Source organism: Microbacterium sp. Soil_C_42 (assembly GCF_057656735.1).
In genome coordinates this window covers 54,361-76,607 of the sequence record NZ_JBDGJU010000001.1, presented here as the reverse complement: position 1 = coordinate 76,607, position 22,247 = coordinate 54,361, and the positions used below count along the sequence as shown (strand labels likewise).

At 71.7% G+C, this 22,247-nt stretch carries 21 protein-coding genes and 1 tRNA gene; 18 read left to right on the top strand and 4 right to left on the bottom strand.

Features of this window, described 5'->3' with window-relative positions; all coding sequences use genetic code 11:
- Positions 1 to 30: 30 nt before the first annotated feature.
- Positions 31 to 2,703 carry a phosphoenolpyruvate carboxylase gene (locus tag AC3A46_RS00385; RefSeq protein WP_487663276.1) on the bottom strand — a complete coding sequence of 891 codons (2,673 nt, stop codon included), beginning with the start codon at positions 2,701 to 2,703 and terminating at the stop codon, positions 31 to 33.
- Between the two features lie 174 nt (positions 2,704 to 2,877).
- Here AC3A46_RS00385 and nhaA point away from each other — a divergent pair, with 174 nt between their 5' ends.
- The 3 genes from nhaA to hisS are packed head-to-tail and all read left to right on the top strand — an operon-like array spanning position 2,878 to position 6,078.
- On the top strand, positions 2,878 to 4,038 hold the full coding sequence (nhaA, locus tag AC3A46_RS00380) for a Na+/H+ antiporter NhaA (protein ID WP_487663275.1): 1,161 nt from the start codon (positions 2,878 to 2,880) through the stop codon (positions 4,036 to 4,038).
- Positions 3,993 to 4,775: a nucleoside triphosphate pyrophosphohydrolase gene (locus AC3A46_RS00375; RefSeq protein ID WP_487663274.1), complete on the top strand. Its 783-nt coding sequence runs from the start codon at positions 3,993 to 3,995 to the stop codon at positions 4,773 to 4,775. Before nhaA ends, AC3A46_RS00375 begins: the two co-directional genes overlap by 46 nt.
- Before the next feature lie 31 nt (positions 4,776 to 4,806).
- Positions 4,807 to 6,078 (top strand): histidine--tRNA ligase, encoded by a 1,272-nt coding sequence (gene hisS / locus AC3A46_RS00370; protein WP_487663492.1) that lies wholly within the window; start codon positions 4,807 to 4,809, stop codon positions 6,076 to 6,078.
- Between the two features lie 149 nt (positions 6,079 to 6,227).
- Here hisS and AC3A46_RS00365 read toward each other — a convergent pair whose 3' ends face one another.
- A complete protein-coding gene (locus AC3A46_RS00365; RefSeq protein ID WP_487663273.1) occupies positions 6,228 to 7,487 on the bottom strand; it encodes an APC family permease in 1,260 nt (419 codons plus the stop codon).
- 78 nt (positions 7,488 to 7,565) lie between these two features.
- On the opposite strand from AC3A46_RS00365, the gene AC3A46_RS00360 reads away from it, so the two are divergent.
- The gene (locus AC3A46_RS00360; protein WP_487663272.1) at positions 7,566 to 8,006 is read left to right on the top strand and encodes a YdeI/OmpD-associated family protein; all 441 of its coding nucleotides are present in this window, start codon (positions 7,566 to 7,568) and stop codon (positions 8,004 to 8,006) included.
- Between the two features lie 306 nt (positions 8,007 to 8,312).
- Positions 8,313 to 9,140, top strand: coding sequence for an SGNH/GDSL hydrolase family protein (locus tag AC3A46_RS00355; RefSeq protein ID WP_487663271.1), 828 nt, complete (start codon positions 8,313 to 8,315; stop codon positions 9,138 to 9,140).
- Here AC3A46_RS00355 and AC3A46_RS00350 read toward each other — a convergent pair.
- A complete protein-coding gene (locus AC3A46_RS00350) occupies positions 9,127 to 9,633 on the bottom strand; it encodes a VOC family protein (protein WP_487663270.1) in 507 nt (168 codons plus the stop codon). The genes AC3A46_RS00355 and AC3A46_RS00350 overlap by 14 nt on opposite strands.
- A gap of 92 nt (positions 9,634 to 9,725) precedes the next feature.
- On the opposite strand from AC3A46_RS00350, the gene AC3A46_RS00345 reads away from it, so the two are divergent.
- Positions 9,726 to 10,487 carry an AraC family transcriptional regulator gene (locus AC3A46_RS00345; RefSeq protein WP_487663269.1) on the top strand — a complete coding sequence of 254 codons (762 nt, stop codon included), beginning with the start codon at positions 9,726 to 9,728 and terminating at the stop codon, positions 10,485 to 10,487.
- Here AC3A46_RS00345 and AC3A46_RS00340 read toward each other — a convergent pair.
- Complete coding sequence (locus tag AC3A46_RS00340; RefSeq protein ID WP_487663268.1) at positions 10,469 to 10,981, bottom strand: DUF4442 domain-containing protein; 513 nt, start codon at positions 10,979 to 10,981, stop codon at positions 10,469 to 10,471. The two genes, AC3A46_RS00345 and AC3A46_RS00340, sit on opposite strands and share 19 nt — an antisense overlap.
- 310 nt (positions 10,982 to 11,291) lie before the next feature.
- Between AC3A46_RS00340 and AC3A46_RS00335 the strand changes: the two genes are divergently transcribed.
- The 12 genes from AC3A46_RS00335 to AC3A46_RS00280 all read left to right on the top strand — a co-directional run bounded on the left by AC3A46_RS00335 (position 11,292) and on the right by AC3A46_RS00280 (position 22,234).
- A complete protein-coding gene (locus tag AC3A46_RS00335) occupies positions 11,292 to 11,960 on the top strand; it encodes an O-methyltransferase (RefSeq protein WP_487663267.1) in 669 nt (222 codons plus the stop codon).
- Between the two features lie 96 nt (positions 11,961 to 12,056).
- Positions 12,057 to 13,337: a phosphopyruvate hydratase gene (gene eno, locus AC3A46_RS00330; RefSeq protein ID WP_487663266.1), complete on the top strand. Its 1,281-nt coding sequence runs from the start codon at positions 12,057 to 12,059 to the stop codon at positions 13,335 to 13,337.
- A 62-nt stretch (positions 13,338 to 13,399) separates the two neighbouring features.
- Positions 13,400 to 13,963 (top strand): FtsB family cell division protein, encoded by a 564-nt coding sequence (locus AC3A46_RS00325; RefSeq protein ID WP_487663265.1) that lies wholly within the window; start codon positions 13,400 to 13,402, stop codon positions 13,961 to 13,963.
- 103 nt (positions 13,964 to 14,066) lie between these two features.
- Positions 14,067 to 14,582, top strand: coding sequence for a DUF501 domain-containing protein (locus tag AC3A46_RS00320; RefSeq protein ID WP_487663264.1), 516 nt, complete (start codon positions 14,067 to 14,069; stop codon positions 14,580 to 14,582).
- Positions 14,579 to 15,853 carry a S8 family serine peptidase gene (locus tag AC3A46_RS00315; RefSeq protein WP_487663263.1) on the top strand — a complete coding sequence of 425 codons (1,275 nt, stop codon included), beginning with the start codon at positions 14,579 to 14,581 and terminating at the stop codon, positions 15,851 to 15,853. Before AC3A46_RS00320 ends, AC3A46_RS00315 begins: the two co-directional genes overlap by 4 nt.
- A 34-nt stretch (positions 15,854 to 15,887) precedes the next feature.
- The gene (locus AC3A46_RS00310) at positions 15,888 to 17,330 is read left to right on the top strand and encodes an NAD(P)/FAD-dependent oxidoreductase (RefSeq protein ID WP_487663491.1); all 1,443 of its coding nucleotides are present in this window, start codon (positions 15,888 to 15,890) and stop codon (positions 17,328 to 17,330) included.
- A 76-nt stretch (positions 17,331 to 17,406) separates the two neighbouring features.
- Positions 17,407 to 17,479: transfer RNA gene (locus AC3A46_RS00305), tRNA-Leu, on the top strand.
- Between the two features lie 70 nt (positions 17,480 to 17,549).
- Entirely contained in the window at positions 17,550 to 17,714 is a 165-nt protein-coding gene (locus AC3A46_RS00300; RefSeq protein ID WP_487663262.1) for a hypothetical protein, read from the top strand.
- Positions 17,715 to 17,826: 112 nt separating this feature from the next.
- The gene (locus AC3A46_RS00295; RefSeq protein ID WP_487663261.1) at positions 17,827 to 19,056 is read left to right on the top strand and encodes an alanine racemase; all 1,230 of its coding nucleotides are present in this window, start codon (positions 17,827 to 17,829) and stop codon (positions 19,054 to 19,056) included.
- The gene (locus AC3A46_RS00290; RefSeq protein ID WP_487663260.1) at positions 19,053 to 20,366 is read left to right on the top strand and encodes a D-arabinono-1,4-lactone oxidase; all 1,314 of its coding nucleotides are present in this window, start codon (positions 19,053 to 19,055) and stop codon (positions 20,364 to 20,366) included. Before AC3A46_RS00295 ends, AC3A46_RS00290 begins: the two co-directional genes overlap by 4 nt.
- An 83-nt stretch (positions 20,367 to 20,449) precedes the next feature.
- Positions 20,450 to 21,016 (top strand): LemA family protein, encoded by a 567-nt coding sequence (locus AC3A46_RS00285; RefSeq protein ID WP_056368027.1) that lies wholly within the window; start codon positions 20,450 to 20,452, stop codon positions 21,014 to 21,016.
- 123 nt (positions 21,017 to 21,139) lie between these two features.
- Complete coding sequence (locus AC3A46_RS00280) at positions 21,140 to 22,234, top strand: DNA glycosylase AlkZ-like family protein (protein WP_487663259.1); 1,095 nt, start codon at positions 21,140 to 21,142, stop codon at positions 22,232 to 22,234.
- The last annotated feature ends 13 nt before the right edge of the window (positions 22,235 to 22,247 follow it).

Sequence of the window (22,247 nt, the reverse complement as noted above, 5' to 3'; positions counted from 1 at the left end):
TCCCGGTTACGACGCGCGGCGCGGTGCGGGTCAGCCGGTGTTCTGCAGTCCAGCCGCGACACCCGAGACCGACAGCAGCAGCAGGCGCTGCAGCTCGGGATCGACCGGCGCGCCCTCGGGAGTCTCCCGGAGCGCCCGCAGCGCCCGCAGCTGGAGCAGCGAGAGCGCGTCGACGTAGGGGCTGCGCATCTTGACGGCACGCTGCAGCACGGGCTTGTTGCCGAGCAGCTCGGTCCCGCCGGTGATGCGGATCACCCAGTCGCGCGTGAGGTGCATCTCGTCGCGCACGAGCGCCGCGAGGTCGTCGCGGTCGCCCAGCTCGAGGTAGTGCAGCGCGATGCGGTCGTCGGTCTTGGCGAGGCTCATGGCGACGTTGTCGATGAGCGTCCGGAACAGCGGCCACTCCTGGTAGGCACGCTGCAGCAGCGGCTCGTCGCCGACGGCTTCCAGCGCGGTGCCCAGACCGAACCAGCCCGCGAGGTTGATGCGCGCCTGCGTCCACGCGAACACCCACGGAATGGCACGGAGATCTTCGAGGGACTCCACCGACAGGCCGCGGCGGGCCGGCCGGGAGCCGAGAGCGAGCAGGCCGATCTCCTCCATCGGTGTCACGCGGGCGAACCACGGCGCGAACCCGGGGGCCTTCACGAGGGAGAAGAAGCGCTCGCGCGAAGCCGCGTCCATCGTGGCGGCCACGTCGGCGTACGTCGACGCCGCGGCGCGGTTGCGCTCCTCGTTCGAGGGCGACGACGCGAGCAGGATCGCCGCGGCGACCTGGTCGATGTGGCGCATCGCGATCGCGGGGTCGCCGTAACGGGCGAAGATGACCTCGCCCTGCTCGGTGAGCTTGAACCGGCCGTCGACGGAGTGCGGCGGCTGCGCCATGATCGCAGAGTTCGCGGGGCCGCCGCCGCGCCCGAGGGCGCCGCCGCGACCGTGGAAGAGGGTGAGCTCGATGCCGTTCTCGTCAGCCCACGCGGCGATCTTCGCCTGCGCCTCGTACAGCGCGAGGTTGGCGGCGACGGGGCCGACGTCCTTCGAGGAGTCCGAGTAGCCGAGCATGACCTCGAGGCGACGCCCGGTGGCCTCCAGGCGGGCGGCGAATTCGGGATGCTCGACGATCTCGGCGAGGATGCGGGGCGCGGCCTGCAGGTCAGCGAACGTCTCGAACAGTGGGATGACATCCAGCACGGGCGGCGTGCCGTCGGGGCCGACCGCGTAGGCGGCCAGCCTGTGGACGTTCGCCAGATCCTGCGCGGACTGGGTGAACGACACGATGTACCGGCCGGCGGCACGCGGACCGTAGCGCTCCTGCAGGAACCCGACCGTGCGCACGACGTCGAGCACCTCTTCGGCGAGCTCGCTGCGCGGTGCACCCGACTCCAGTTCGGCGAGCACCTTGGCGTGCACGGCCGAGTGCTGGCGCACTTCGAGCTCGGTGAGATGGAAGCCGTACGTCTCGACCTGCCACAGCAGCTGCTGCAAGTGGCCGTAGGCCTGACGCGGCGCCCCGGCCTGCACGAGCGAGTCCTGCACGACGCGGAGGTCGGCCAGCAGGTGCTCGGGGTCGCGGTACGCGAGGTCGGCGTTGCGTGCGCGGGTCGCCTCGATCTTGCGGGCGATCAGCAGCAGGATGCGGCGGTGCGGCTCGTCGGGGGAGCGCTTGGCGATGTCCTTCGCGGCGTCCTCGTCGGCGGCCTTGAGACGCTGCCACAGCGCGAGGAGGGCATCGCTGGGCGGCGTGGTCGACGCGTCGAGCGTCATCGTGCGGCCGATGCGGCTGGTCGTGCGCGCCAGGCCGATGAGCACGTGCTCGCTCGCGATCGCGGAGGCCTTGCGGGTGACGGATGCCGTCACGAACGGGTTCCCGTCACGGTCGCCGCCGACCCACGAACCGACGCGCACGAACGGGCGCACGACCGGCGCGCGTCCGCCGGCGGCGGGGCCCTGCAGGGCGTCGTCGACGCGGCGGTACACGTGGGGGACCGCCGTGTAGAGCGTGTCGTCGAATACGGCCATGACCGCGCGCACCTCGTCGGTGGGGGCGGGCTTCTCGGGCCGCAGCGGCGCGGTGCGCCACAGGGTGTCGATCTCCTCGAGCATGCGACGCTCGGCGCGGCGCTCGTCGGCGCCGCCGCGCAGCGACGCGTCGTGCTCCTCGAGAAGGGTCGCCAGGCGGCGGATGCTGGTCGACACCGCACGGCGGCGGGCCTCGGTCGGGTGCGCCGTGAACACCGGGTGGAACCGCATGCTCTGCAGGCGCTTCAGGGCGGTGTCGTCGCCGACCTCGGCGGCCAGGCGCACGAACGCGGCGGCGACCGAGTCGGTCGCCTGCTCGCGGTCGGGGCGCCCGTCGCGTTCGCGCAGCACCCGCACGCGCTGGTGCTCCTCGGCGAGGTTCACGAGGTGGAAGTACGCGGTGAACGCCCGCGCGACCTCGTCGGCGCGGGCGATCGTGAACGAGTCGGCGATGGCGGCGGCGCGAGCGAAGGCCTCCGGCGTCTCGTCGGTGTACGCCTGGATCGTCGCGGTGCGCAGGCGTTCGACATCCTCGTACAGTCCGGGCGAACCGCTCTCGCGCAGCACCTGACCGAGGAGCGTCCCGAGCATGCGGACGTCGCCGCGCATCTGCTCGGGGATCGCCTGCTCCGCCTCGTACCGCCCGACGAGGTCGATCGCTTCGGTGTGGGTGAGTTCACGCATCTCTCCAGGCTAACGGCGCGGTGTTTCCCCGAAGTGACGGTGGACGCTGTGTGACGATCGGCCGGGGCCGTCGCTCGGCGGTGCCGCGAACCCGCTCGCTACACTGGACCGTGGAGCGCCGGGAAGTCTGGTCGGCACGTCCTCGTCGACCCGCGATCCCCTCCCGGAGGCCAGATGTCGCTTCTCCGCTCCGCCCGTTTCCCCGCGATCGTCCTGCTCCTCGCGGCGGCCCTCGGCCTGTTCGTCGCCAACTCGGCGTGGGGCCCCGCCGTCGACGACGCGATGCACGCGCACCTCGGCATCCCGGGCGTGTTCGAGCTCAGCCTGTCCCACTGGATCAAGGACGGACTGCTCGCGGTCTTCTTCTTCGTCGTCGCGGTCGAACTGCAGTACGAGCTCACCGCAGGCCAGCTCAACTCGGCGCGCAAGGCCATCCAGCCCGCGATCGCCGCCGCCGGGGGCGTGCTGATCCCGATCGCGATCTACGCCGCGATGGCGTGGGGATCGGACGCGTCGGCAGGCTGGCCCATCCCGACCGCGACCGACATCGCGTTCGCGCTCGGAGTGCTCGCGGTGTTCGGCCGCGGCCTGCCGTCGGCCCTGCGGGTGTTCCTGCTCGCGCTCGCGATCCTCGACGACATCGTCGGCATCGTCTTCATCGCGGTCCTCTTCACGACCGGGGTGAACGTCGCGGCGCTCGCCGGGGCGGCGGTCGCGGTCGTCGGGTTCGGCATCCTGAGCAGACAGCTCGACACCCGTGGCCGCGTGCCGATCGCCATCGTCCTGGCGCTGCTGGCGATCACCACCTGGGTGCTCGTATACCTCTCGGGTGTGCACGCCACCATCGCCGGCGTGGCGCTCGGGCTCGCGATGGCCCAGCGCCCGGCGCTGCGCGTGCGGCATGAGCTCGAGCCGTGGGTCAACGTCATCGTGCTCCCGGTGTTCGCGTTCTCCGCCGCGCTCGTGCCGATCCCGTCGGTGCCGCTGTCCGAGCTGTCGCCCGCATTCTGGGGGGTGCTCGTCGCACTGCCGGTCGGCAAGATCGTCGGCATCTCGCTGTTCGGGTGGATCTCGCTGCGCATCGGGCTTCGCGGGAGTGCACCGCCCCTCGCCTTCGCGGACCTGCTGGCCGCCGGCGCCCTCGGCGGCATCGGGTTCACGGTGTCCCTCCTGCTCTCCGAGCTCGCGTTCTCCGACGAGGCGGCGCTGCGCGACCAGGCGACGCTCGGAGTGCTCGCAGGTTCCGTGATTTCGCTCCTCCTGGCCGCAGGGCTCGTATCGTGGCGGGCATGGCACTATCGACGCCGGACGGCGGCAGCATCCGTGACGACGTGACCGCACCCCCTTCGCCGGGGGCCTCCGACCCTCTCCGCGAGGCGGCTGACGTCATGCGCGCCGTGCGCGACCGCTGCGTCTGGACGCAGCAGATCGACCACCGTGCCCTCGTGCCCTACCTCGTCGAGGAGAGCGCCGAGCTGATCGACGCGGTCGAGGACGGCTCGCGGGACGAGCTGCGCGAAGAGCTCGGCGACCTGCTGTGGCAGGTGCTGTTCCACTCCGAGATCGCCGCGCGCGACGAGGACGACCCCTTCGACATCGACGACGTCGCCCGCGGGCTCACCGACAAGATGGTGCGCCGGCATCCACATGTCTTCGGCGACGCCGTCGCGACGACGCCGGAGGAGGTGCTCGTCCACTGGAACGCCGCGAAGGCCGCGGAGAAGCACCAGCGTCGGTCGGTCCTCGACGGCGTGAGCGAACGGATGCCGAGCCTCGCACTCGCCCAGAAGCTCCTGTCGAAGGCCGCCCAGGTGGGCGTCGAAACCGCGAGAGTACAGCTCGTCGACGAGAATGCGGTTGGTTCCCCACCTCTCGGCGACCAGGTGCACTCTCGCGGGACCGGCGTCGAGGAATCCGCGACGGAGGCGGAGCTCGGCGACGCGCTCCTCGCGCTCGTCGCGACCGCCCGGGCCCACGGCTGGGACGCCGAGCGGGCTCTGCGCGAGCGCCTGCGCGGTCTCGAGCGCGACATACGGTCCGCCGAAGGCACCCCGGAGGACCTGGAAAGATAGGTGCGTGGCATCCGTCAATCCGCCGCGCGGCATGCGCGACTTCCTCCCCGCTGAAAAGGCCCGCCGCGAGAGCGTGCTCGCCGTGATCCGTGAGCGCTACCGCGCGCACGGGTTCGACGAGATCGAGACGCCCGTCATGGAGGAGTACTCGCGGCTGCACGCCGGCATCGGCGGCGACAACGAGAAGCTCGCCTACAACGTGCTCAAGCGCGGTCTCGACGGCGACGCGATCCGTGACGCGGCCGACGACCCGGCCGCCCTCACCGACCTCGGCCTTCGCTACGACCTGACCGTTCCGCTGGCACGGTTCTACGCGACGAACCGCGGCCAGCTGCCGTCGGTGTTCCGCTCGATCCAGATCGCGCCGGTGTGGCGCGCCGAGCGCCCCCAGAAGGGCCGCTATCGCCAGTTCGTGCAGTGCGACATCGACATCATCGGCGACGCGTCCGCGCGCGCCGAGGCCGAGCTCGCGGTGGCCACGCTGGACACGCTCGATGCGCTCGGGCTCGAGGGCGGCAGCATCCGCATCAACGACCGCCGCGTGCTCGACTGGATGCTCGACAGCTTCGGGTTCGACACCGCGCAGCGCCCGGGCGTGCTCATCACCATCGACAAGCTCGACAAGCTCGGCCCCGACGGCATCGTGGGCGAGCTGCGCGAGCGCGGCGCGACCGCGGACGCGGTCGATGCGTTCGCGGCGTTCCTGCGCCGCCCGATGACCCTCGAGCACAACCCGTACGGCGAGCGGCAGATCCGCAAGGCGGTGCCCGAGGGCGCGCCCGACGAGATCGTCGCGCACCTCGTCGGCATCGGCGCGGCGGTGGCGGCTGCCCGCGGCTCGCAGACCGAGCTCGAGGGCGAGATCCCGCTCGTGTTCGACCCCTTCCTCGTGCGGGGGATGGGCTACTACACCGGCACGATCTTCGAGCTCGCGCACCCCTCGGTCGACTACTCCCTCGGCGGCGGTGGCCGCTACGACGGCATGATCGGCCGCTTCCTCGGTCAGGACGTGCCCGCCGTCGGGTTCTCGATCGGCTTCGAGCGGATCGTCGACCTCGTGGCGGAGCGGACGGATGCTGCGGCCCCGGCCGTCGTCCTCGTCTACGACCGCGACGTCTCCGAGGGGGAGCTCCTCGCGCTCAAGGCCGGGCTGGTGCGTCAGGGGTCGCGTGTGCGTCTCGAGCAGCGGACCAAGAACCTCAAGGCGCTCCTCGAGCGGGCCGCATCCGACGGGTACACGGCCTTCGCGACGGTGTCCGCCGGCACATCCGCAGGCGCCCTCGAGGTCAAGCCGCTCGGTTAGCGTCCACCGGGTCTCGACGCGGAGTCCGCGCGGGAGCACTGCCGCATCCTGTGGCGGGCCTCCCTCGCGGCCGGGCACGCCGACGGCTGGGAGGTGGAGTGCCGGGCTTCCCGCGGAGCTGCCTCGTCCGGCACCGCGGGGTTCCGGCCTCACACCGGGGGAGTGATCCGGCGACGCAGACGCAGGGCCCGGTACGCCACCCCGACCGCGACGACGACCGCGCCGGCCACGACGGACTGCCACGGCAGCGTGACCGCGAGGACGAGGCATCCGATCGCCCCGATGACCTGCAGCACGACCGGGTACCGCCGCGCATCGCCGCGCTGGCGGAAGGCGGCGACATTGGCGACGAAGTAGTACAGCAGCACCCCGAACGACGAGAAGCCGATCGCACCGCGGAGGTCGACGAAGGCCACGAGCATCACCACGACGACGGCCGTCGCAAGTTCGGCGCGGTGCGGCACATGCCAGCGCGGGTGCACGGCGTCGAGGAAGCCGGGCAGATCCCGCTCGCGCGACATCGCGAACGCGGTGCGGCTCACTCCGGCGATGAGTGCGAGCAGCGCGCCGAGCGAGGCGGCCGCGGCGCCGATGCGCACCACGACGTCGATCCACGCCCAGCCCGACCGCGCGGCGGCGTCGGCGACCGGCGCGGTCGACGCGGAGACGGCGTCGGGACCCAGTGCGCTCAGCACCGCGACCGCGACCGCGGCGTACACCGCGAGCGCGACGAGGAAGGCGATCACGATCGCCCGCGGGATCACGCGGCGCGGATCGCGCACCTCCTCGCCCATCGTGGCGATGCGCGCGTACCCGGCGAACGCGAAGAACAGCAGACCGGCGGACTGCAGGATGCCGTACCCGCCGCCCGCCCATACCGTCCCGGCCGTGAACCAGTCCGGGGTGGAGCCCGCCGAGAAGGCGGCGGTGACAGCCGCGGCCAGCGCGCCGAGCGAGATCACGACGATGACGCGCGCGGCGCCGGCGGTGCGGGTGACGCCGAACCAATTGACGGCGGTGAGCGCCACGACGGCCGCGATGGCGACGGGGCGCTCCCATCCCGTGGGCGCGGCGTAGGCGGCGAAGGTCAGCGCCATCGCCGCGCAGCTCGCGATCTTGCCGATGACGAAGCCCCAGCCCGCGACGAACCCCCACCAGGGGCCCAGCTCCGCGCGCCCGTAGGCGTACGTTCCGCCCGACGTCGGGTAGGCGGCGGCCAGCTGCGCGGACGAGGTCGCGTTGCCGAACGCGACGATGGCGGCGATCGCGAGGCCGATGAGCAGACCCGTGCCCGCGGCATCCGCTGCCGGCGCCCATACGGCGAAGACGCCCGCCCCGACCATCGAGCCGAGGCCGATGAACACGGCGTCGCCGAGCCCGAGGCGGCGCTGGAGCGCGGGGGAGGTCACGGGCGAACTTTAGCCTGCGGCGAAGAACCGGCGGTGCGGGGTCCCGCGGGTGCGCCCGCGCCCGCGAGGATGGGGCCCATGACGCTGCAGATCCACACCGTGCTCGCGCCGATGGGCCCGGCCACCGCCATCGAACTGACCGACGAGCAGGTCGCCGAGCTCGGCGGTGGCAAGCGGGCCGCCGTCGTCGTCGGGATCGGCGGGCGCACGGCGCGGGTGCGTCTCGGCGTGATGGACGGGCGAAACCTCATCGGCTTCTCGAAGGCCGTGCGTGCCGAGCTGGGCGTCGACATCGGCGACGAGGTCGACGCCACGATCGACCTCGACACCGTCGAGCGCGAGGTCGAGGTTCCCGCCGATCTGGCCGCCGCCCTCGAGGCCGCGGGCGCGCGGGCCGCGTTCGACGCGCTGACGTTCACCCGGCGCAAGGAACTCGTGCGGGGCGTGACCAAGGCGAAGCGCCCCGACACCCGCGAGCGCCGCGTCGCCGCGGCCGCGGAGGAGCTCTCGGCGCCGTAGACGGTCGCCGGGCTGCGGTCCGGGTTCCGCAGCCCGCCTGCGTCAACACACTGCGAAGTCCGGACTTCGCAGGACGGTCGACGCCAGCGCCTGAGTGCATTCGCTCGTGCTGGAGGCTGCAGTCCTGGAATCGCGGGCAGACAGGGCTCATGTGCTGCGAAGTCCGGACTTCGCGCGGCACGTGTGCGCGGGGGGCGGGGCGGGGCGGGCGGGGACGGTGAGCGATCGCGTCGGAACGTGCGGCGCCGCACCGGTGCGTCCGGCGGGCGTCAGCGTCCGTTCACCCTGCTGGTGTCGCATGGGGGCATGGCTCGTTCGCGTGACGTGGTGCCACGGTCCGTCGTCGTCGGTGCCGCGGGGGTCGTGCTGGGTGCGGGGCTCGTCCTGCTCGGCGGACGTGCCGTGCTGAAGCGGCAGGCGGCGGTCGCGCGGCGCCGCATCGGCAAGCCGCTCGGCGAGGAGGCGCTCGACGCGGACCGCGTGTGGGCCCGGCGGTTCGACGGCCCGCCGCTCGAGTTCGTCGTGCTCGGCGACTCGATCGCGGCCGGGCTCGGCGCGGAACGACGCAAGGACACGCTCGGCGCCCGCCTGGCGAAGGGCCTCGCCCGGGCCGAGCGCCGGCCGGTGCGGCTGCGCACCGCGGCGATCGTGGGCTCGGAGTCGTCGGTGCTCGCCGCTCAGGTCGACGCCCTTCCGGCCGACTACCGCCCCGACGCCGCCGTCATCGTCGTGGGAGGCAACGACATCACGCATCGGGTGCCGGTGCCGACCTCGGTCGCCCACCTCGAGGAGGCGATCGTGCGCCTCCGCGCGCGGGGCGCCGTGGTCGTCGTCGGCACCTGCCCCGACCTCGGCGCGCTGCGCCCGGTGCCGCAGCCACTGCGCGCGCTCGGCTCGCGGCTGTCACGTCAGCTGGCCGACGCCCAGGCCGTCGCCGCAGCCCGGACCGGTGCGCGTGCCGTGTCGCTCGGCCGCGCCGTCGGGCCGTTCTTCGTGACCCAGCCCGACGAGATGTTCAGCCTCGACCGCTTCCACCCGAGCGCGCTCGGCTATCGCCGCACCGCCGAGGCGCTGCTGCCCGCCCTCCTCGCCGAACTCGCCTCCGCGCGGAAGGACGCGGTCAGCCCGCGCTGACCGAGGCGGCCCACTCCGCGACGCGCGCGGCGCTCTCCTCCTCCGAGAGGTCTTCGACCCGCGTCATGATCGACCACCGCACGCCGAACGGGTCGCGGACGCTCGCGTAGCGGTCGCCCGACACGAAGGTGGACGGCTCTTCCCGCACGGTCGCGCCCGCGGCGACCGCGCGAGCGGTCACCGCGTCGGCGTCGGGCACGTAGATGCCGATCGAGTAGCAGTCGTCGTCGCCCTCCGGCGCGGGGACGAGCCCGTACGCGGGCGAAGGCTCGCCGATCTGGAGGATGCCGAGGCCGAAGTCCAACCCGGCGTGCACGACGAGCCCGTCGAACTCGGTGACGTCGGTCACGCGGGCGCCGAACACATCGCGGTAGAAGTGGAGCGCCTCCTTCGCCCCGCGGATCGCGAGGAAGGGGGTGAGGCTGGTCGCGCTGTGGGGGCGGCCGTCGGTCGTGTGCGCGCCGGTCGCGCCCGTCGTGTGCTGAGTGCTCATGAAGCCATGCTCGCGGCGGACGGATGCTGCGGTCTTGGAGATTCGCGACACCAGCGGTCCCGGGTGTCCGACCCTCGCACTACCGTGACGGAGTGACCGATCCGACGCGCGGGGTGCTCTACCCGGAGCGATTGCCGAGCTTCACGCGGCTCGCGCCGGAGGGCGAGGCATCCACTCTCGTCGAATGGTTCTGGATCCCGCAGTGGGACCTTCCCGAGGCGATCGTGTCGCGTCAACCCGTCCTGGGCTATCCGGCCGCGAACCTCGTGGTCGAGCCGGACGGAGTCGCGCTGTGGGGTGCGACGACGCGGGCCTCGGAGCGTGAGCTCCGCGGGACCGGCTGGGCCGTGGGCGCTCTGCTGAAGCCCGCGGCGTTCGCCCGTCTGCACGACGCGCCGAGCGACCTGGACGATGCGCACATCCTCCTCGACGAGCCGGAGCTGCAGCATGCGGTGTCAGCGGCCATGCCCGGCCTCGCTGCGGCGGCGGCAGCGGTCTCGAGGTGGCTCGTCGAGCGCGTCGGACCGCCGACGTCCGACGCGCGCCTCGCGAACACGATGGCTGACCTGCTGATGAGCGACCCGACGATCGTCCGGCTCGACGACGCCGCCGAACGCCTGCGTGTGTCGGTGCGCACCCTGCAGCGGCTCGCGCACCGCACGGTCGGTCTGTCACCGGCTGCGATGATCCGGCGTCGCCGGCTGCAGGAGGCGGCACAGCGCGTGCGGGAGGGCCCCGACGCAGGGTTGGCCGATATCGCCGCGGAGCTCGGCTACGCCGATCAGGCGCACCTCGCGAACGACTTCCGCGCAGTGCTGGGCTTCACGGCGACCGACTACCGCGCCGACCTCTGAACCGCGTCGAGCCGCTGCGCGCCGTCCGCCGACGCCGTGGTCACCCGCTTCTTCTCGCGCACGTAGACCTCGCGACGCACCCGGGCGACGACGTCTCCCGAGGCGTCGGTGATGTCGGTCTCGAACCACTCGAGCACCTTCGCGCCGCCGCGTGAGCGCTCGCGGAGCTCTTCGGCCTTCTCGCGCGGCACCGTGAAGTGCGCCGTGAGCACTCCACGGCCGGGCTTCAGGAACTCGATCTCACCGCGGGTGTCCCACACGACGTAGTCCCGTCCGAGCTGGTGCATCACCAGCATGAAGTAGTACGGGTCTGTCATCGCCGACATCGAGCCGCCGAAAGCCGTCTTCACGTAGTTGCGGGTGAAGACGTTGACGTGCAGATCGACGGTGGCGCTCGTCCAGTCGTGGGCGATTCTCCGCACGCGGATGCCGCTGAAGAGGTTGGGGATCCACAGGCTCATGCCGACGGCGAGGCGTCGAGGGGTCACGCGCATGGGCCTCAGCATGGCCGATCGCACCCCGTGGGGCGCATTCGATTGGCCGATCTCCACAATCGGGCCGGGACACGGTTCCCGGAGAACCCGATCGGGGAGTTCGGCGGCTGGGGGCTCGGCCTCCGCACCGGGCGCCGCCTCGGCGTCGTGCTGCGCGCGGGGAGGCCATCGAGGTGCTCCGTGGCAGCGGCAAGAGGTTCGTCGTCACCGTCGACGATGCCGGCACCGGGGCGGCGCTCCTCGGCGCACTCCTCGCGCGGGCGGCCGCCAGGTCTTGACGCCCGGCGGGCGGCCGGATTGGCTGAGGGGCATGGCCGATCCCACCCCCGACACGTGGCGTCGCGTAGACGCCTACCTCACCGAGCTGCTGGTCGGGCATGACCCCGGTCTCGAGCAGGCGGTCGCCGACCAGAACGACGCGGGCCTCCCGGCGATCGAGGTCGCGCCGGTCAACGGCAAGTTCCTCCACCTGCTCGCGCGGATGTCGGGTGCCCGTCGTGTGCTCGAGATCGGCACCCTCGGCGCCTACTCGACGATCTGGCTCGCCCGCGGCATCCCCGCCGACGGCAGGGTCGTGACGATCGAGGCCGAGCCCCTCAACGCGGAGCTCGCCCGTGCGAACGTCGAACGCGCCGGCGTGGGCGACAAGGTCGACATCCGGCTGGGCCGCGGAACCGACGTGCTGCCGACGCTCGAGGGAGGCGAGCCTTTCGACCTCGTCTTCATCGACGCCGACAAGGAGTCCAACACGATCTACCTCGACTGGGCTGCCCGGCTCGGGCGGCCGGGCACCGTCGTGATGGTCGACAACACCGTCCGCGGTGGTGAGGTCGCCAACCCTGCGACCGAGAATCCCCAGATCATCGGGGTGCAGCGCGGGCTGGAGATGCTCGGCCGCGACCCGCGCTTCGACGCGACCGCCATCCAGACGCTCGACGCCAAGGGCTACGACGGGATCGCGATCGCACTCGTCGTATGACGGATTCTTCCGGCCGCGGCATCCGTCATCACTAGACTCGTGGGCGGACCGACGACGCTCCGACGAACCACCCTCCACCAAGCAAGGAGACCCCCTGTGGCACAGATCGAGGCTGTAGGCGCCCGTGAGATCCTCGACTCGCGCGGAAACCCGACCGTCGAGGTGGAGGTGCTGCTCGACGACGGGATCGTCCAGCGCGCGGCCGTCCCCTCCGGCGCGTCGACCGGCGCGTTCGAGGCGTACGAGCTGCGCGACGGCGACAAGAGCCGCTACGGCGGCAAGGGCGTGCTGAAGGCGGTTGCGGCCGTCATCGACGAGCTCGGCCCCGCGATCGAGGGTGTCGAGGCGAGCGAGCAGCGTCTCGTCGACGAGATCCTCATCGCCACGGACGGCACCGAGAACAAGTCGCGCACCGGCGCGAACGCCATCCTCGGCATCTCGCTCGCGGTCGCCAAGGCCGCCGCCGACTCGGCCGACCTGCCGCTGTTCCGCTACCTGGGCGGCCCGAACGCGCATGTCCTGCCCGTGCCGCTGTTCAACGTCATCAACGGCGGCGAGCACGCCGACAACGGCATCGACTTCCAGGAGTACTTCCTGGCGCCGATCGGCGCCGACACGTACGCCGAGTCGCTGCGGTGGGGCACCGAGGTCTACCACGTCCTCAAGGGCGAGCTGAAGTCGGCGGGCTTCTCGACCGGTCTGGGCGACGAGGGCGGCTTCGCCCCCGACCTCCCGAGCAACCGCGAGGGTCTGGACTTCCTGATCAAGGCGATCGAGAAGGCCGGCTTCACACCCGGCAAGGACATCGGCGTCGGCCTCGATGTCGCGGCGACCGAGTTCTTCAAGGACGGCGTGTACACCGTCGAGGGCAAGGCCTGGTCGGCCGAGCAGCTGACCGACTACTACGCCGACCTCGTCGCGAACTACCCCGTCGTCACGATCGAGGACGCCCTCGCCGAGGACGACTGGGACGCGTGGAAGGACCTCACCGACAAGATCGGCAAGAAGGTCCAGCTCGTCGGCGACGACCTGTTCGTCACGAACCCGGAGCGCCTGCAGCGCGGCATCGATCTCGGCGTCGCCAACGCGCTGCTGGTGAAGGTGAACCAGATCGGCACGCTGTCGGAGACGCTCGACGCGATCGCCCTCGCCACCCAGAACGGCTACCGCTCGATGCTGTCGCACCGTTCGGGCGAGACCGAGGACACCACCATCGCCGACCTCGCGGTGGCCGTCAACGCGGGCCAGATCAAGACCGGCGCGCCCGCCCGCAGCGAGCGCGTCGCGAAATACAATCAGCTTCTGCGCATCGAAGAGGAGCTCGGCGAGGCCGCGGTGTTCGCGGGCCGCGGAGCCTTCCCCCGTTTCAAGGGCTGATGCACCGAAGACGTCGTGACGACCAGCGCCGCGTAGCGGCTTGCTGACAGGAAGGGGGAGCCGTGGCCAAGACGACGGCTCCCCCTTCTCGTACCCCGGTGACAGGTGCCGGCGCCGGTGCGCCCCGTCGCCGCCCCGTGAGCGCACGGCGCCCGGTCGACGTGCGGGCGTGGCTCGGAGGCATCCGTCTCTCGGGCTTCATGGTCATCATGATGGGCCTGGTCGTGCTCGCGGCCTTCGTACTCGTGCCCACCATCGGCACCTATGTCGACCAGCGCCAGCAGGTCGCCGCGCTCGAGGCGGCGGTGCAGGTCAGCCGCGACGACGTCGCCGAGCTCGAATCGCAGCGCGATCGCTGGCAGGACCCTGCATACATCACCACGCAGGCGCGCGAGCGGCTGTACTACGTGAAGCCCGGCGAGGTCGTGTACCTCGTCGACGACGATCTGCCGCCCGAGCTCGCGCCGCAGGAGCAGGAGCCGGTCAGCGACGAGCTCCGGGCCGCCGACGCGGACTGGATGGCGAAGCTGGTGCGGTCGGTCACCGAGGCCGGGCTCGCGCAGACCGTGGCGCCCGTGACCGTGGGCGTTCCCGACCCCGAACCCTCGACCACCCCGACGCCGTGAGCGACGCCGGCCGCCGGGATGCCGGCGGCGCGTTCGCCCGCCGCGTGGCCCAGGACCGTCCCAGGTGGCGCCGGTAGCCTGGGCCCGACCAAGGAGCACCTCTGTGACGACCCCGCCGTACCCCGCTGTCAGCGATGCCGACCTCGCCGTGCTCCGGGAACAGCTCGGCCGTCCCGCGCGCGGCGTGGTCGGCATCGCCGCGCGTTGCGTGTGTGGCAACCCCACGGTGGTGGCGACGTCGCCGCGCCTTCCCGACGGCACGCCCTTCCCGACGTTCTACTACCTGACCCATCCCGCCGCGACGGCCGCCATGTCGGGTCTCGAAGCCGACCACGTCATGCGGGAACTTCAGGACGAGCTCGCCGACGAGGAGGTCGCCGCCGCCTACCGGCAAGCGCACGAGGCCTACCTCCGGGACCGCGCCGAGTTCGGCGAGGTCGATGAGATCGCCGGGATCTCCGCCGGCGGCATGCCGACGCGTGTGAAGTGCCTGCACGCGCTCGCCGGCCATGCCCTCGCCGCCGGCCCGGGCGTCAACCCGATCGGCGACCGCGCGCTGGCCATGTCGTCGTGGTCACCCGAGCGCTGCGTCTGCGCACAACCGGGATCGGGCGGATGATCCGGCGCCTGCTCGCGGCCGTCGCCGCGGCCGCCGTCGCGACGACCATCGTCGTGGCCGGCCCGGCGGCCGCGCAGGCGGCTCCTGCCGATGACCCGGTGCGCAGCGCCGAGTACTGGCTCACCGATTACGGCGTCGAGAAGGCGTGGGAGACCACGCGCGGCGCGGGCGTGAAGATCGCGGTGATCGACACCGGAATCGGCCGCGGACCCGTCGAGTTCGGCGGTGCGGTCGCCGGGGGAACGGATGTCTCGGGCGCCGGGTCGCCCGATGGGCGCACGCCCGTCGGCGCCGTCGACAAGGACCACGGCAGCTGGGTCGCCTCCCTCGCCGCGGGCAGGGGCACCGGCCCGGGCGCCGGCATGATCGGCGTCGCGCCCGAGGCGCAGCTGCTGTCGGTGTCGGTCGCGTTCGGCTCCTCCGCGCCGCGGCCCTTCTCCGACCAGATCGCCGACGCGATCCGCTGGTCCGTCGACAACGGCGCCGACGTCATCAACATGTCGCTGACCACGAACGTGCCGGACTGGCCGGAGAGCTGGGACGACGCCTTCCTGTATGCCTTCGAGCGAGACGTCGTCATCGTCGTCGCCGCGGGAAACCGGGGGAGCGGCACCACGCGCGTCGGAGCGCCCGCGACGATCCCGGGGGTGCTGACGGTGGGCGGCGTCGACCGATCGGGCAAGGCCAGCGTCGAGGCGTCGACGCAGGGCATCACGATCGGGGTCACCGCGCCGAGCGAAGAGCTCGTCGGGGTCTCCGCCGACTCGACGCTCGTCTCGTGGGACGGCACCAGCGGCGCGGCCCCCATCGTCGCCGGGATCGCGGCGCTCGTGCGGGCGGCGCATCCCGAACTCGACGCGAACAACGTGATCAACCGCATCATCAAGACGGCTCGCCCTGCGGCGGGAGCGAAGGATGTGCCGGACGTCCTGTACGGCTATGGACTGGTGGATGCCGCAGCCGCCGTCACCGCGAGCATCCCGAGCATCACCGCCAACCCCATGGGCAGTCTCGAGGACTGGGTGCGCCTCTACCGCCGGGCGCCGGTCGCGCCGCTGCCGGAGGAGCCGAGTGCACCCGTGGAGGTTCCGCCGCTGCCGGACGCCGATCCCGCGACGCGCGCCGCATCGCCGCTTCTTCCCGATCGGGACACCGTCATCTACGGGACCCTCCCGCTCCTGCTGGTCACTGCGACGGCTATACTGGTGGCGCTCGGCGTCACCGCTGCTGTCCGACGCATCCGATTGGCGTCCCGCGCGCCGAGCCGCTGACACAGGAGGAGTACTCCAAACCGTGACCAACACCGTGCCCAAGATCCTCATCGTCGGTGGCGGATACGCAGGCTTCTACACGGCCTGGAAGCTCGAGAAGCATCTGCGCAAGGGTGAAGCGGACGTGACGATCGTCGACCCGCTGCCCTACATGACGTACCAGCCGTTCCTCCCCGAGGTCGCCGCCGGGTCGATCGAGGCCCGCCACTCGGTGGTCGCGCTGCGCCGTCATCTCAAGAAGACGAACGTCGTGGCCGCCAAGGTGACCGGCATCAATCACGCGAACAAGGTCGCCACGATCACTCCGATCGCGGGGGAGCCCTACGAGCTCGAGTACGACCAGATCGTCGTCACCGCGGGCGCCGTCTCGCGCACCTTCCCGATCCCCGGCATCGCCGACAACGCGATCGGCCTGAAGACGATCGAAGAGGCCGTCGCGATCCGCGACAAGCTGATGTCGAACTTCGACAAGGCGTCGACCCTGCCTGCCGGTCCCGAGCGCGACCGTCTGCTGACGGTCGTCGTGGTCGGCGGCGGCTTCGCCGGCATCGAGGTCTTCGCCGAGCTCCGCTCGCTCGCCTCCTCGCTGGTCAAGAGCTACCCCCAGCTCACCTTCGACGACACGCACTTCCACCTCATCGAGGCCATGGGGCGCATCATGCCCGAGGTGTCGCTGAAGACGAGCGAATGGGTGCTCAAGAACCTCGCGAAGCGCGGCGCCTCGGTGCACCTCGACACGCAGGTGACCGGCGCCGTCGGCGGCAACATCGAGCTGTCGACCGGCGAGACCATCCCCAGCGACCTCATCATCTGGACCGCCGGCGTCATGGCGAACCCGACCGTGGTGCGCGGCGGCGACCTGCCCGTCGAGGAGCGCGGTCGCATCCGCACCCGCGCCGACCTCCGTGTCGGCACCGAGGACGAGGTCGTCGAGGGCGCCTGGGCCGCCGGCGACGTCTCGGCCGTGCCCGATCTCACGGGTGGCGGTGTGGGCGGCTACTGCGTTCCCAACGCCCAGCACGCCGTGCGTCAGGCGAAGCTCCTCGCGAAGAACCTCGTCGCCGTGCTCCGCGGCGAGGTGCCCCGTCAGTACATCCACAAGAACCTGGGTGCCGTTGCGGGCCTCGGTCTCTGGGTCGGTGTGTTCCAGTCCGGCAACATCGCGCTCAAGGGCTGGATCGCGTGGCTCGCCCACCGCGGTTACCACGGCCTGGCGATGCCTTCGTGGGAGCGCAAGTGGCGCGTGCTGTGGGGCTGGTGGAACAACTTCTGGCTCGGCCGCGACATGGTGAACCTGTCGACCGTCCAGAACCCGCGCTACGTCTTCGAAGAGTTCGCCGCGCGCCCGCGGCCGGCGCAGCCGGTCGAGGCGCCCGCCGAGAAGGCTGCTCCGGCAGCCGCGCCGGCCAAGAAGGCGCCGGCGCGCAAGGCTCCGGAGAAGGCCGCAGCCGACGCCGAGAAGGTCGCCGCGAACTGACGTCGAACGCCGCATGCCGCAGGCTCGTCTGAGAAGATGAGCCTGCGGCATTCGCGTTCCCGGCGGCACGCGACCCGCCCCCGTAGCCCAACGGCAGAGGCAGGCGACTTAAACTCGCCCAAGTGTGGGTTCGAATCCCACCGGGGGTACTTCCGCCAGACCCTCGCGTTCGCTGAGAAGGCGCGCTAACCTGGGCAAAACCGGCGAAAGGGCACCGGCATGAACGCGCACAGCATGGACGGGCAGGGCGACGGCCCGCAGAGCTCGCCGAAGAGCGGCTGGTGGTGGAAATTCACCGCGCTGTTCTTGGGGGCCCCGCCGATCGCGGTCTATGGTGCCGAGGACGAGGTCGAGCAGGAGCGCGCAGCGAGGGCGAAGGACTGACCTGCGGATCGCCGCGGCGCGAGGGGGAGCAGGCGACCTTCCACAGCCGGCCATCGCAACCGTTCCCCGCGCTCTAGGCTGGTGCGATGCGCACGCACCCGAAGCGAGCCGTATGAGTCTCGATCTTCTGTCCACGCCCACGGCGACGAAGCCGTGGGACCACCCCGCGTCCTATTGGGACGCCATGACCCATGCCGTGGCGGGCGTGAGCGGTCCCGTGGCCGTCATCAACGCCGAGGCGCTGCGGTACAACGCTCTCGACCTCGTGGTGCGGGCCGGCGGTGTGCCGATCCGCGTCGCCAGCAAGTCGGTCCGCGTGCGCGAGGTGCTGGACGCCGTCCTGGCTCTGCCGGGCTACCAGGGCATCCTCGCGTTCACCCTTCCCGAGGCGCTGTGGCTGGCTGAGACGATGGACGACATCGTGCTCGGCTACCCGACGGCCGACCGCGCCGCGATCGCCGCACTGGCCGCCGACGAGACCGCGGCGTCGCGGATCACACTGATGGTCGACGACCCCGCGCAGCTCGACCTCGTCGACGCCGTCGCCGCGCCCGGCGCGCGGCCCGCGATCCGCGTGGCGATCGACGCCGACGCCTCCTGGCGCGCGCCGGCCCTCGGGCACATCGGCGTGCTCCGCTCGCCCGTGCACGAGGCGGCCGAGGTGGCCGCGCTCGCACGCTCGATCGCCGCCCGCCCCGGTTTCCGCCTCGTGGGTCTCATGATGTACGAGGCGCAGATCGCCGGTCAGGGCGATGCCACCGGATCCGGCGACGCCGTGGTCCGCTGGATGCAGCGCCGCTCGGCCGCCGAACTCCTGGATCGGCGCGGTGCCATCGTCGCGTCGCTGCGCGACATCGCCCCGCTCGAGTTCGTCAACGGCGGCGGGACCGGATCCCTCGAGCTCACGGCATCCGACCAGGCCGTCACCGAGGTCACCGCCGGCAGCGGCCTGTTCGCCGGCCACCTGTTCGACGGCTACCGCGCATTCGCTCCCGCGCCGGCCGCGGCGTTCGCGCTGGAGGTGGTGCGCAAGCCCGCCCCCGACGTCGCGACCGTGCTCGGGGGCGGATGGATCGCCTCCGGACCGGCACTCGAGTCGCGTCAGCCCCGGGCGGTGTGGCCTGGCGGCCTGCGCATGGCGCCGCGTGAGGGCGCCGGCGAGGTGCAGACTCCGCTGCGCGGCGATGCGGCGCGCGACCTGCGGGTGGGCGAGCGTGTCTGGTTCCGCCATTCCAAGAGCGGCGAGCTCGCGGAACGCGTGGATCGCTACCATCTCGTCGTCGGCGACACCAGGGTGGGGGAGGTGGCGACCTACCGCGGCGAGGGTAAGGCGTTCCTGTGACCCGTCCCGGAGGGGTGTGGCGCAACTGGGGCCGCACGGAGTCCGTGAGGCCGCAGCGCGTGGAGTTCCCCCGCACCGTTGCGGCGGTGCAGCGCGCCGTCGTCGCGGCGGCGGCGCAGCACATGCCGATCAAGGCGGTCGGGGCCGGCCACAGCTTCACCGGCATCGCGGTGGCCCCCGGCGCGCTCCTCGAGCTCCGCGATCTCAGCGGGCTCGTCTCGGTCGACGTCGACCGTGCCCGGGTGACGCTTCTGGCGGGTACGCGTCTGCACGAGATCCCGTCGCTCCTCGCGCCCTTCGGCCTCGCCATGGAGAACCTCGGCGACATCGACCGCCAGTCGATCGCGGGGGCGATCTCGACCGGTACCCACGGCACCGGCGAGCGCTTCACCGGCATCGCGGGTCAGGTCGTCGGCGCCACCCTCGTGACCGCCTCCGGCGAACTGCTCACCGTGAGCGAGGACGAGAACCCCGAGCTCGTGCCGGCAGTGGCGCTCGGCCTCGGTGCCCTGGGCATCCTCGTCGAGGTCACGATCCAATGCGTGCCCGCGTTCGTGCTGCATGCGGTCGAGCAGTCCGAGGACCTCCAGGAGGTCCTCGGCGCCCTCGACGAGCGCGCGGCAGCAGCTGACCACTTCGAGTTCTACTGGTTCCCGCACACCGACCGCGCGATGACCAAGACCAACACGCGGCTCCCCGAGAGCGCGCCACGGCACCCTCTCCCCGCCGTGGGCAAGTGGATCGACGACACCCTCGTCGGCACGGGTGTCCATCAGGTCGCGTGCGCGGCCGGCGCGGCGATCCCGGCGCTGGTGCCGCCGATCAACCGGCTGTCGGCGAAGATCTGGGGAAATCGGGAGTTCACGGATGCCTCGGCCCGCGTCTTCGCGACGAACCGGTCGGTGCGCTTCCGCGAGATGGAGTACGCGGTGCCGGTCGAGAACCTGCGTCCCGCGTTCGAGGCGATGCGCGCACTCATCGATGACCGCGGCTGGCGGATCGGGTTCCCCGTCGAGGCGCGGGTCGCGGCGGCCGACGACCGCTGGCTGTCGACGGCTCACGGACGCGACTCCGGGTACATAGCGGTGCACCGCTACTGGCGCGAGGACCCGACGGAGTACTTCGAGGCGGTCGAAGAGATCATGCTCGGGTTCGACGGTCGGCCGCACTGGGGCAAGATGCACAGCCTCGGCGCCGACGCCCTGCGGTCGCGCTACCCCCGGTTCGACGACTTCCTCGCCCTGCGCGACCGTCTCGACCCGCAGCGGCTGTTCCGCAACCCGTACCTCGATCGCGTGCTCGGTGGGTAACGGCTGAGAGTCGGGGAATACCCCACATGCGAGGGGGTTTTGCGTCGGTAGGATGAGGGCTCTACCGAACGGAGCATCGGCAAATGGAATGGCTGATCCCAGTCCTCATCGTGGTGGCGCTCGTCGTCATCGTCGGCATCTATCTCTGGGCGACGTACAACTCGCTCGTCCAGCTGAACGTGCGGGTGGACGAGGCGTGGAGCGACATCACGGTGCAGCTCAAGCGCCGCGCGGACCTGCTGCCGAACCTCATCGAGGCCGTGAAGGGCTACGCCGCGCACGAGAAGGCGGTGTTCGAGAACGTGACGCGGGCACGCGCCGAGACGCTGTCGGCGTCAGGGCCGGCTGAGGCCGGCGTCGCCGAGGGACACCTCCAGCAAGCGCTGAAGTCGCTGTTCGCCGTGGCCGAGGCCTATCCGCAGCTGCAGGCGAGCCAGAACTTCCTGCAGCTTCAGCAGTCGATCGTCGACACGGAAGACAAGATCCAGGCCTCCCGCCGGTTCTACAACGGCGGCGTCCGCGAGCTCAACACGAAGATCAAGGTGTTCCCGAACAACCTGTTCGCGCGCAACCTGGGCTTCCACGAGCGCGAGTTCTTCGAGGTGATCGACGGCGCCGCGATCTCGGAGCCCCCGCGCGTCCAGTTCTGACACCGCTCGGATCGATGCGAGCGGCGGCGCGCGTCGGCGCGCGCGAGTCGAGTCGAGGTGGAGCGAGCGAAGCGAGTCGCGGCGCCGTGACGCACGTCGGAGGCCGGCGGTAGCGTCGGGGCCATGGTCCATCGGCTGAGCCGCGCGCAGGCGCGTCGCATCGCGTTGAGCGGACAGCTGCTGACGGCTGAGCGGCCAGCCGGCATCGTCGAGACCATCGATGCGCTCACGGTGGTGAACATCGAGCCGACAGCGGCGATCGCGCCCAGTGCCGACCTCATCCTGTGGAGCCGGCTCGGCTGGCCGTATCAGCCTGCCGACCTGACGCGCCTGTTCGAAGAGGACCGTGCGGTGTTCGAATGGGGCGGGTTCTACCGCGCCATGACCGACCTCGCGCTGCTGATCCCCGAGATGCGGCGTCGACCCGAATCCGCGCAGGCGCGGGAGTGGCTCGCGGCGAACGACGTGTTCCGGCGTGAGGTCCTCGCGCGGCTGCGGGCCGAGGGGCCGCTGCGGGCGGCCGACATCCCCGATGCCGCCCAGGTGTCGTGGCGTTCGTCCGGCTGGACGAACAACCGCAACTCGATGCAGCTCCTCGAGATGCTCGTGCTGTGCGGCGATGTGGCCGTGTCGTCGCGAGATGCCGGTGGCCGCCTGTTCGATGTCGCCGACCGCGTGTACCCGCGAGATCTGCCGCACCTGACCGACGGGGACGCCGGCCGCGAGCGTGCGGAGCGTCGGCTCGCGTCGCTCGGTATCGCGCGGGTGAAGGGCATCGCCCAGCCGTTCGAGCCGATCGACGTCGGCGAGATCGGCGAGCAGGCCGTGGTCGACGGGGTCGACGGCGTCTGGCGCGTCGACGCCGACGCCCTGGCCGCCGCCGACGTCTTCGCGGGGCGCACCGCGCTGCTGTCGCCGTTCGACCGTCTCGTGTTCGATCGGCGCCGGCTCGAAGAGCTCTTCGGGTACGAGTACCTGCTGGAGATGTACAAGCCGGCGGCGAAGCGGCGGTGGGGCTACTTCGCCCTGCCGATCCTTCACGGCGAGCGCTTCGTCGGAAAGCTCGATGCCAGAGCAGACCGCAAGGCGGGCTTGCTCCGCGTGCACGCCGTGCACGAGGACGAGCCGTTCACCGAAGAGGTCAGTGCGTCGGTGGACGCAGAGATCCAGGACCTCGCCCGCTGGCTCGGGCTCGAGGTGGTCGGTCCGGGCGCCTGAGCCCACCGCGTCG

What these genes read in the sequence shown, in the direction of transcription:
- AC3A46_RS00315 (WP_487663263.1), top strand. Translation starts at nt 14,579, where the DNA reads ATGATCCGGCGCCTGCTCGCGGCCGTCGCCGCGGCCGCCGTCGCGACG.
- AC3A46_RS00385 (WP_487663276.1), bottom strand. Translation starts at nt 2,703, where the DNA reads ATGCGTGAACTCACCCACACCGAAGCGATCGACCTCGTCGGGCGGTAC.
- AC3A46_RS00355 (WP_487663271.1), top strand. Translation starts at nt 8,313, where the DNA reads ATGGCTCGTTCGCGTGACGTGGTGCCACGGTCCGTCGTCGTCGGTGCC.
- AC3A46_RS00300 (WP_487663262.1), top strand. Translation starts at nt 17,550, where the DNA reads ATGAACGCGCACAGCATGGACGGGCAGGGCGACGGCCCGCAGAGCTCG.
- AC3A46_RS00360 (WP_487663272.1), top strand. Translation starts at nt 7,566, where the DNA reads ATGACGCTGCAGATCCACACCGTGCTCGCGCCGATGGGCCCGGCCACC.
- AC3A46_RS00350 (WP_487663270.1), bottom strand. Translation starts at nt 9,633, where the DNA reads ATGAGCACTCAGCACACGACGGGCGCGACCGGCGCGCACACGACCGAC.
- AC3A46_RS00335 (WP_487663267.1), top strand. Translation starts at nt 11,292, where the DNA reads ATGGCCGATCCCACCCCCGACACGTGGCGTCGCGTAGACGCCTACCTC.
- nhaA (WP_487663275.1), top strand. Translation starts at nt 2,878, where the DNA reads ATGTCGCTTCTCCGCTCCGCCCGTTTCCCCGCGATCGTCCTGCTCCTC.
- AC3A46_RS00295 (WP_487663261.1), top strand. Translation starts at nt 17,827, where the DNA reads ATGAGTCTCGATCTTCTGTCCACGCCCACGGCGACGAAGCCGTGGGAC.
- AC3A46_RS00285 (WP_056368027.1), top strand. Translation starts at nt 20,450, where the DNA reads ATGGAATGGCTGATCCCAGTCCTCATCGTGGTGGCGCTCGTCGTCATC.
- AC3A46_RS00340 (WP_487663268.1), bottom strand. Translation starts at nt 10,981, where the DNA reads ATGCGCGTGACCCCTCGACGCCTCGCCGTCGGCATGAGCCTGTGGATC.
- AC3A46_RS00280 (WP_487663259.1), top strand. Translation starts at nt 21,140, where the DNA reads ATGGTCCATCGGCTGAGCCGCGCGCAGGCGCGTCGCATCGCGTTGAGC.
- hisS (WP_487663492.1), top strand. Translation starts at nt 4,807, where the DNA reads ATGCGCGACTTCCTCCCCGCTGAAAAGGCCCGCCGCGAGAGCGTGCTC.
- AC3A46_RS00375 (WP_487663274.1), top strand. Translation starts at nt 3,993, where the DNA reads ATGGCACTATCGACGCCGGACGGCGGCAGCATCCGTGACGACGTGACC.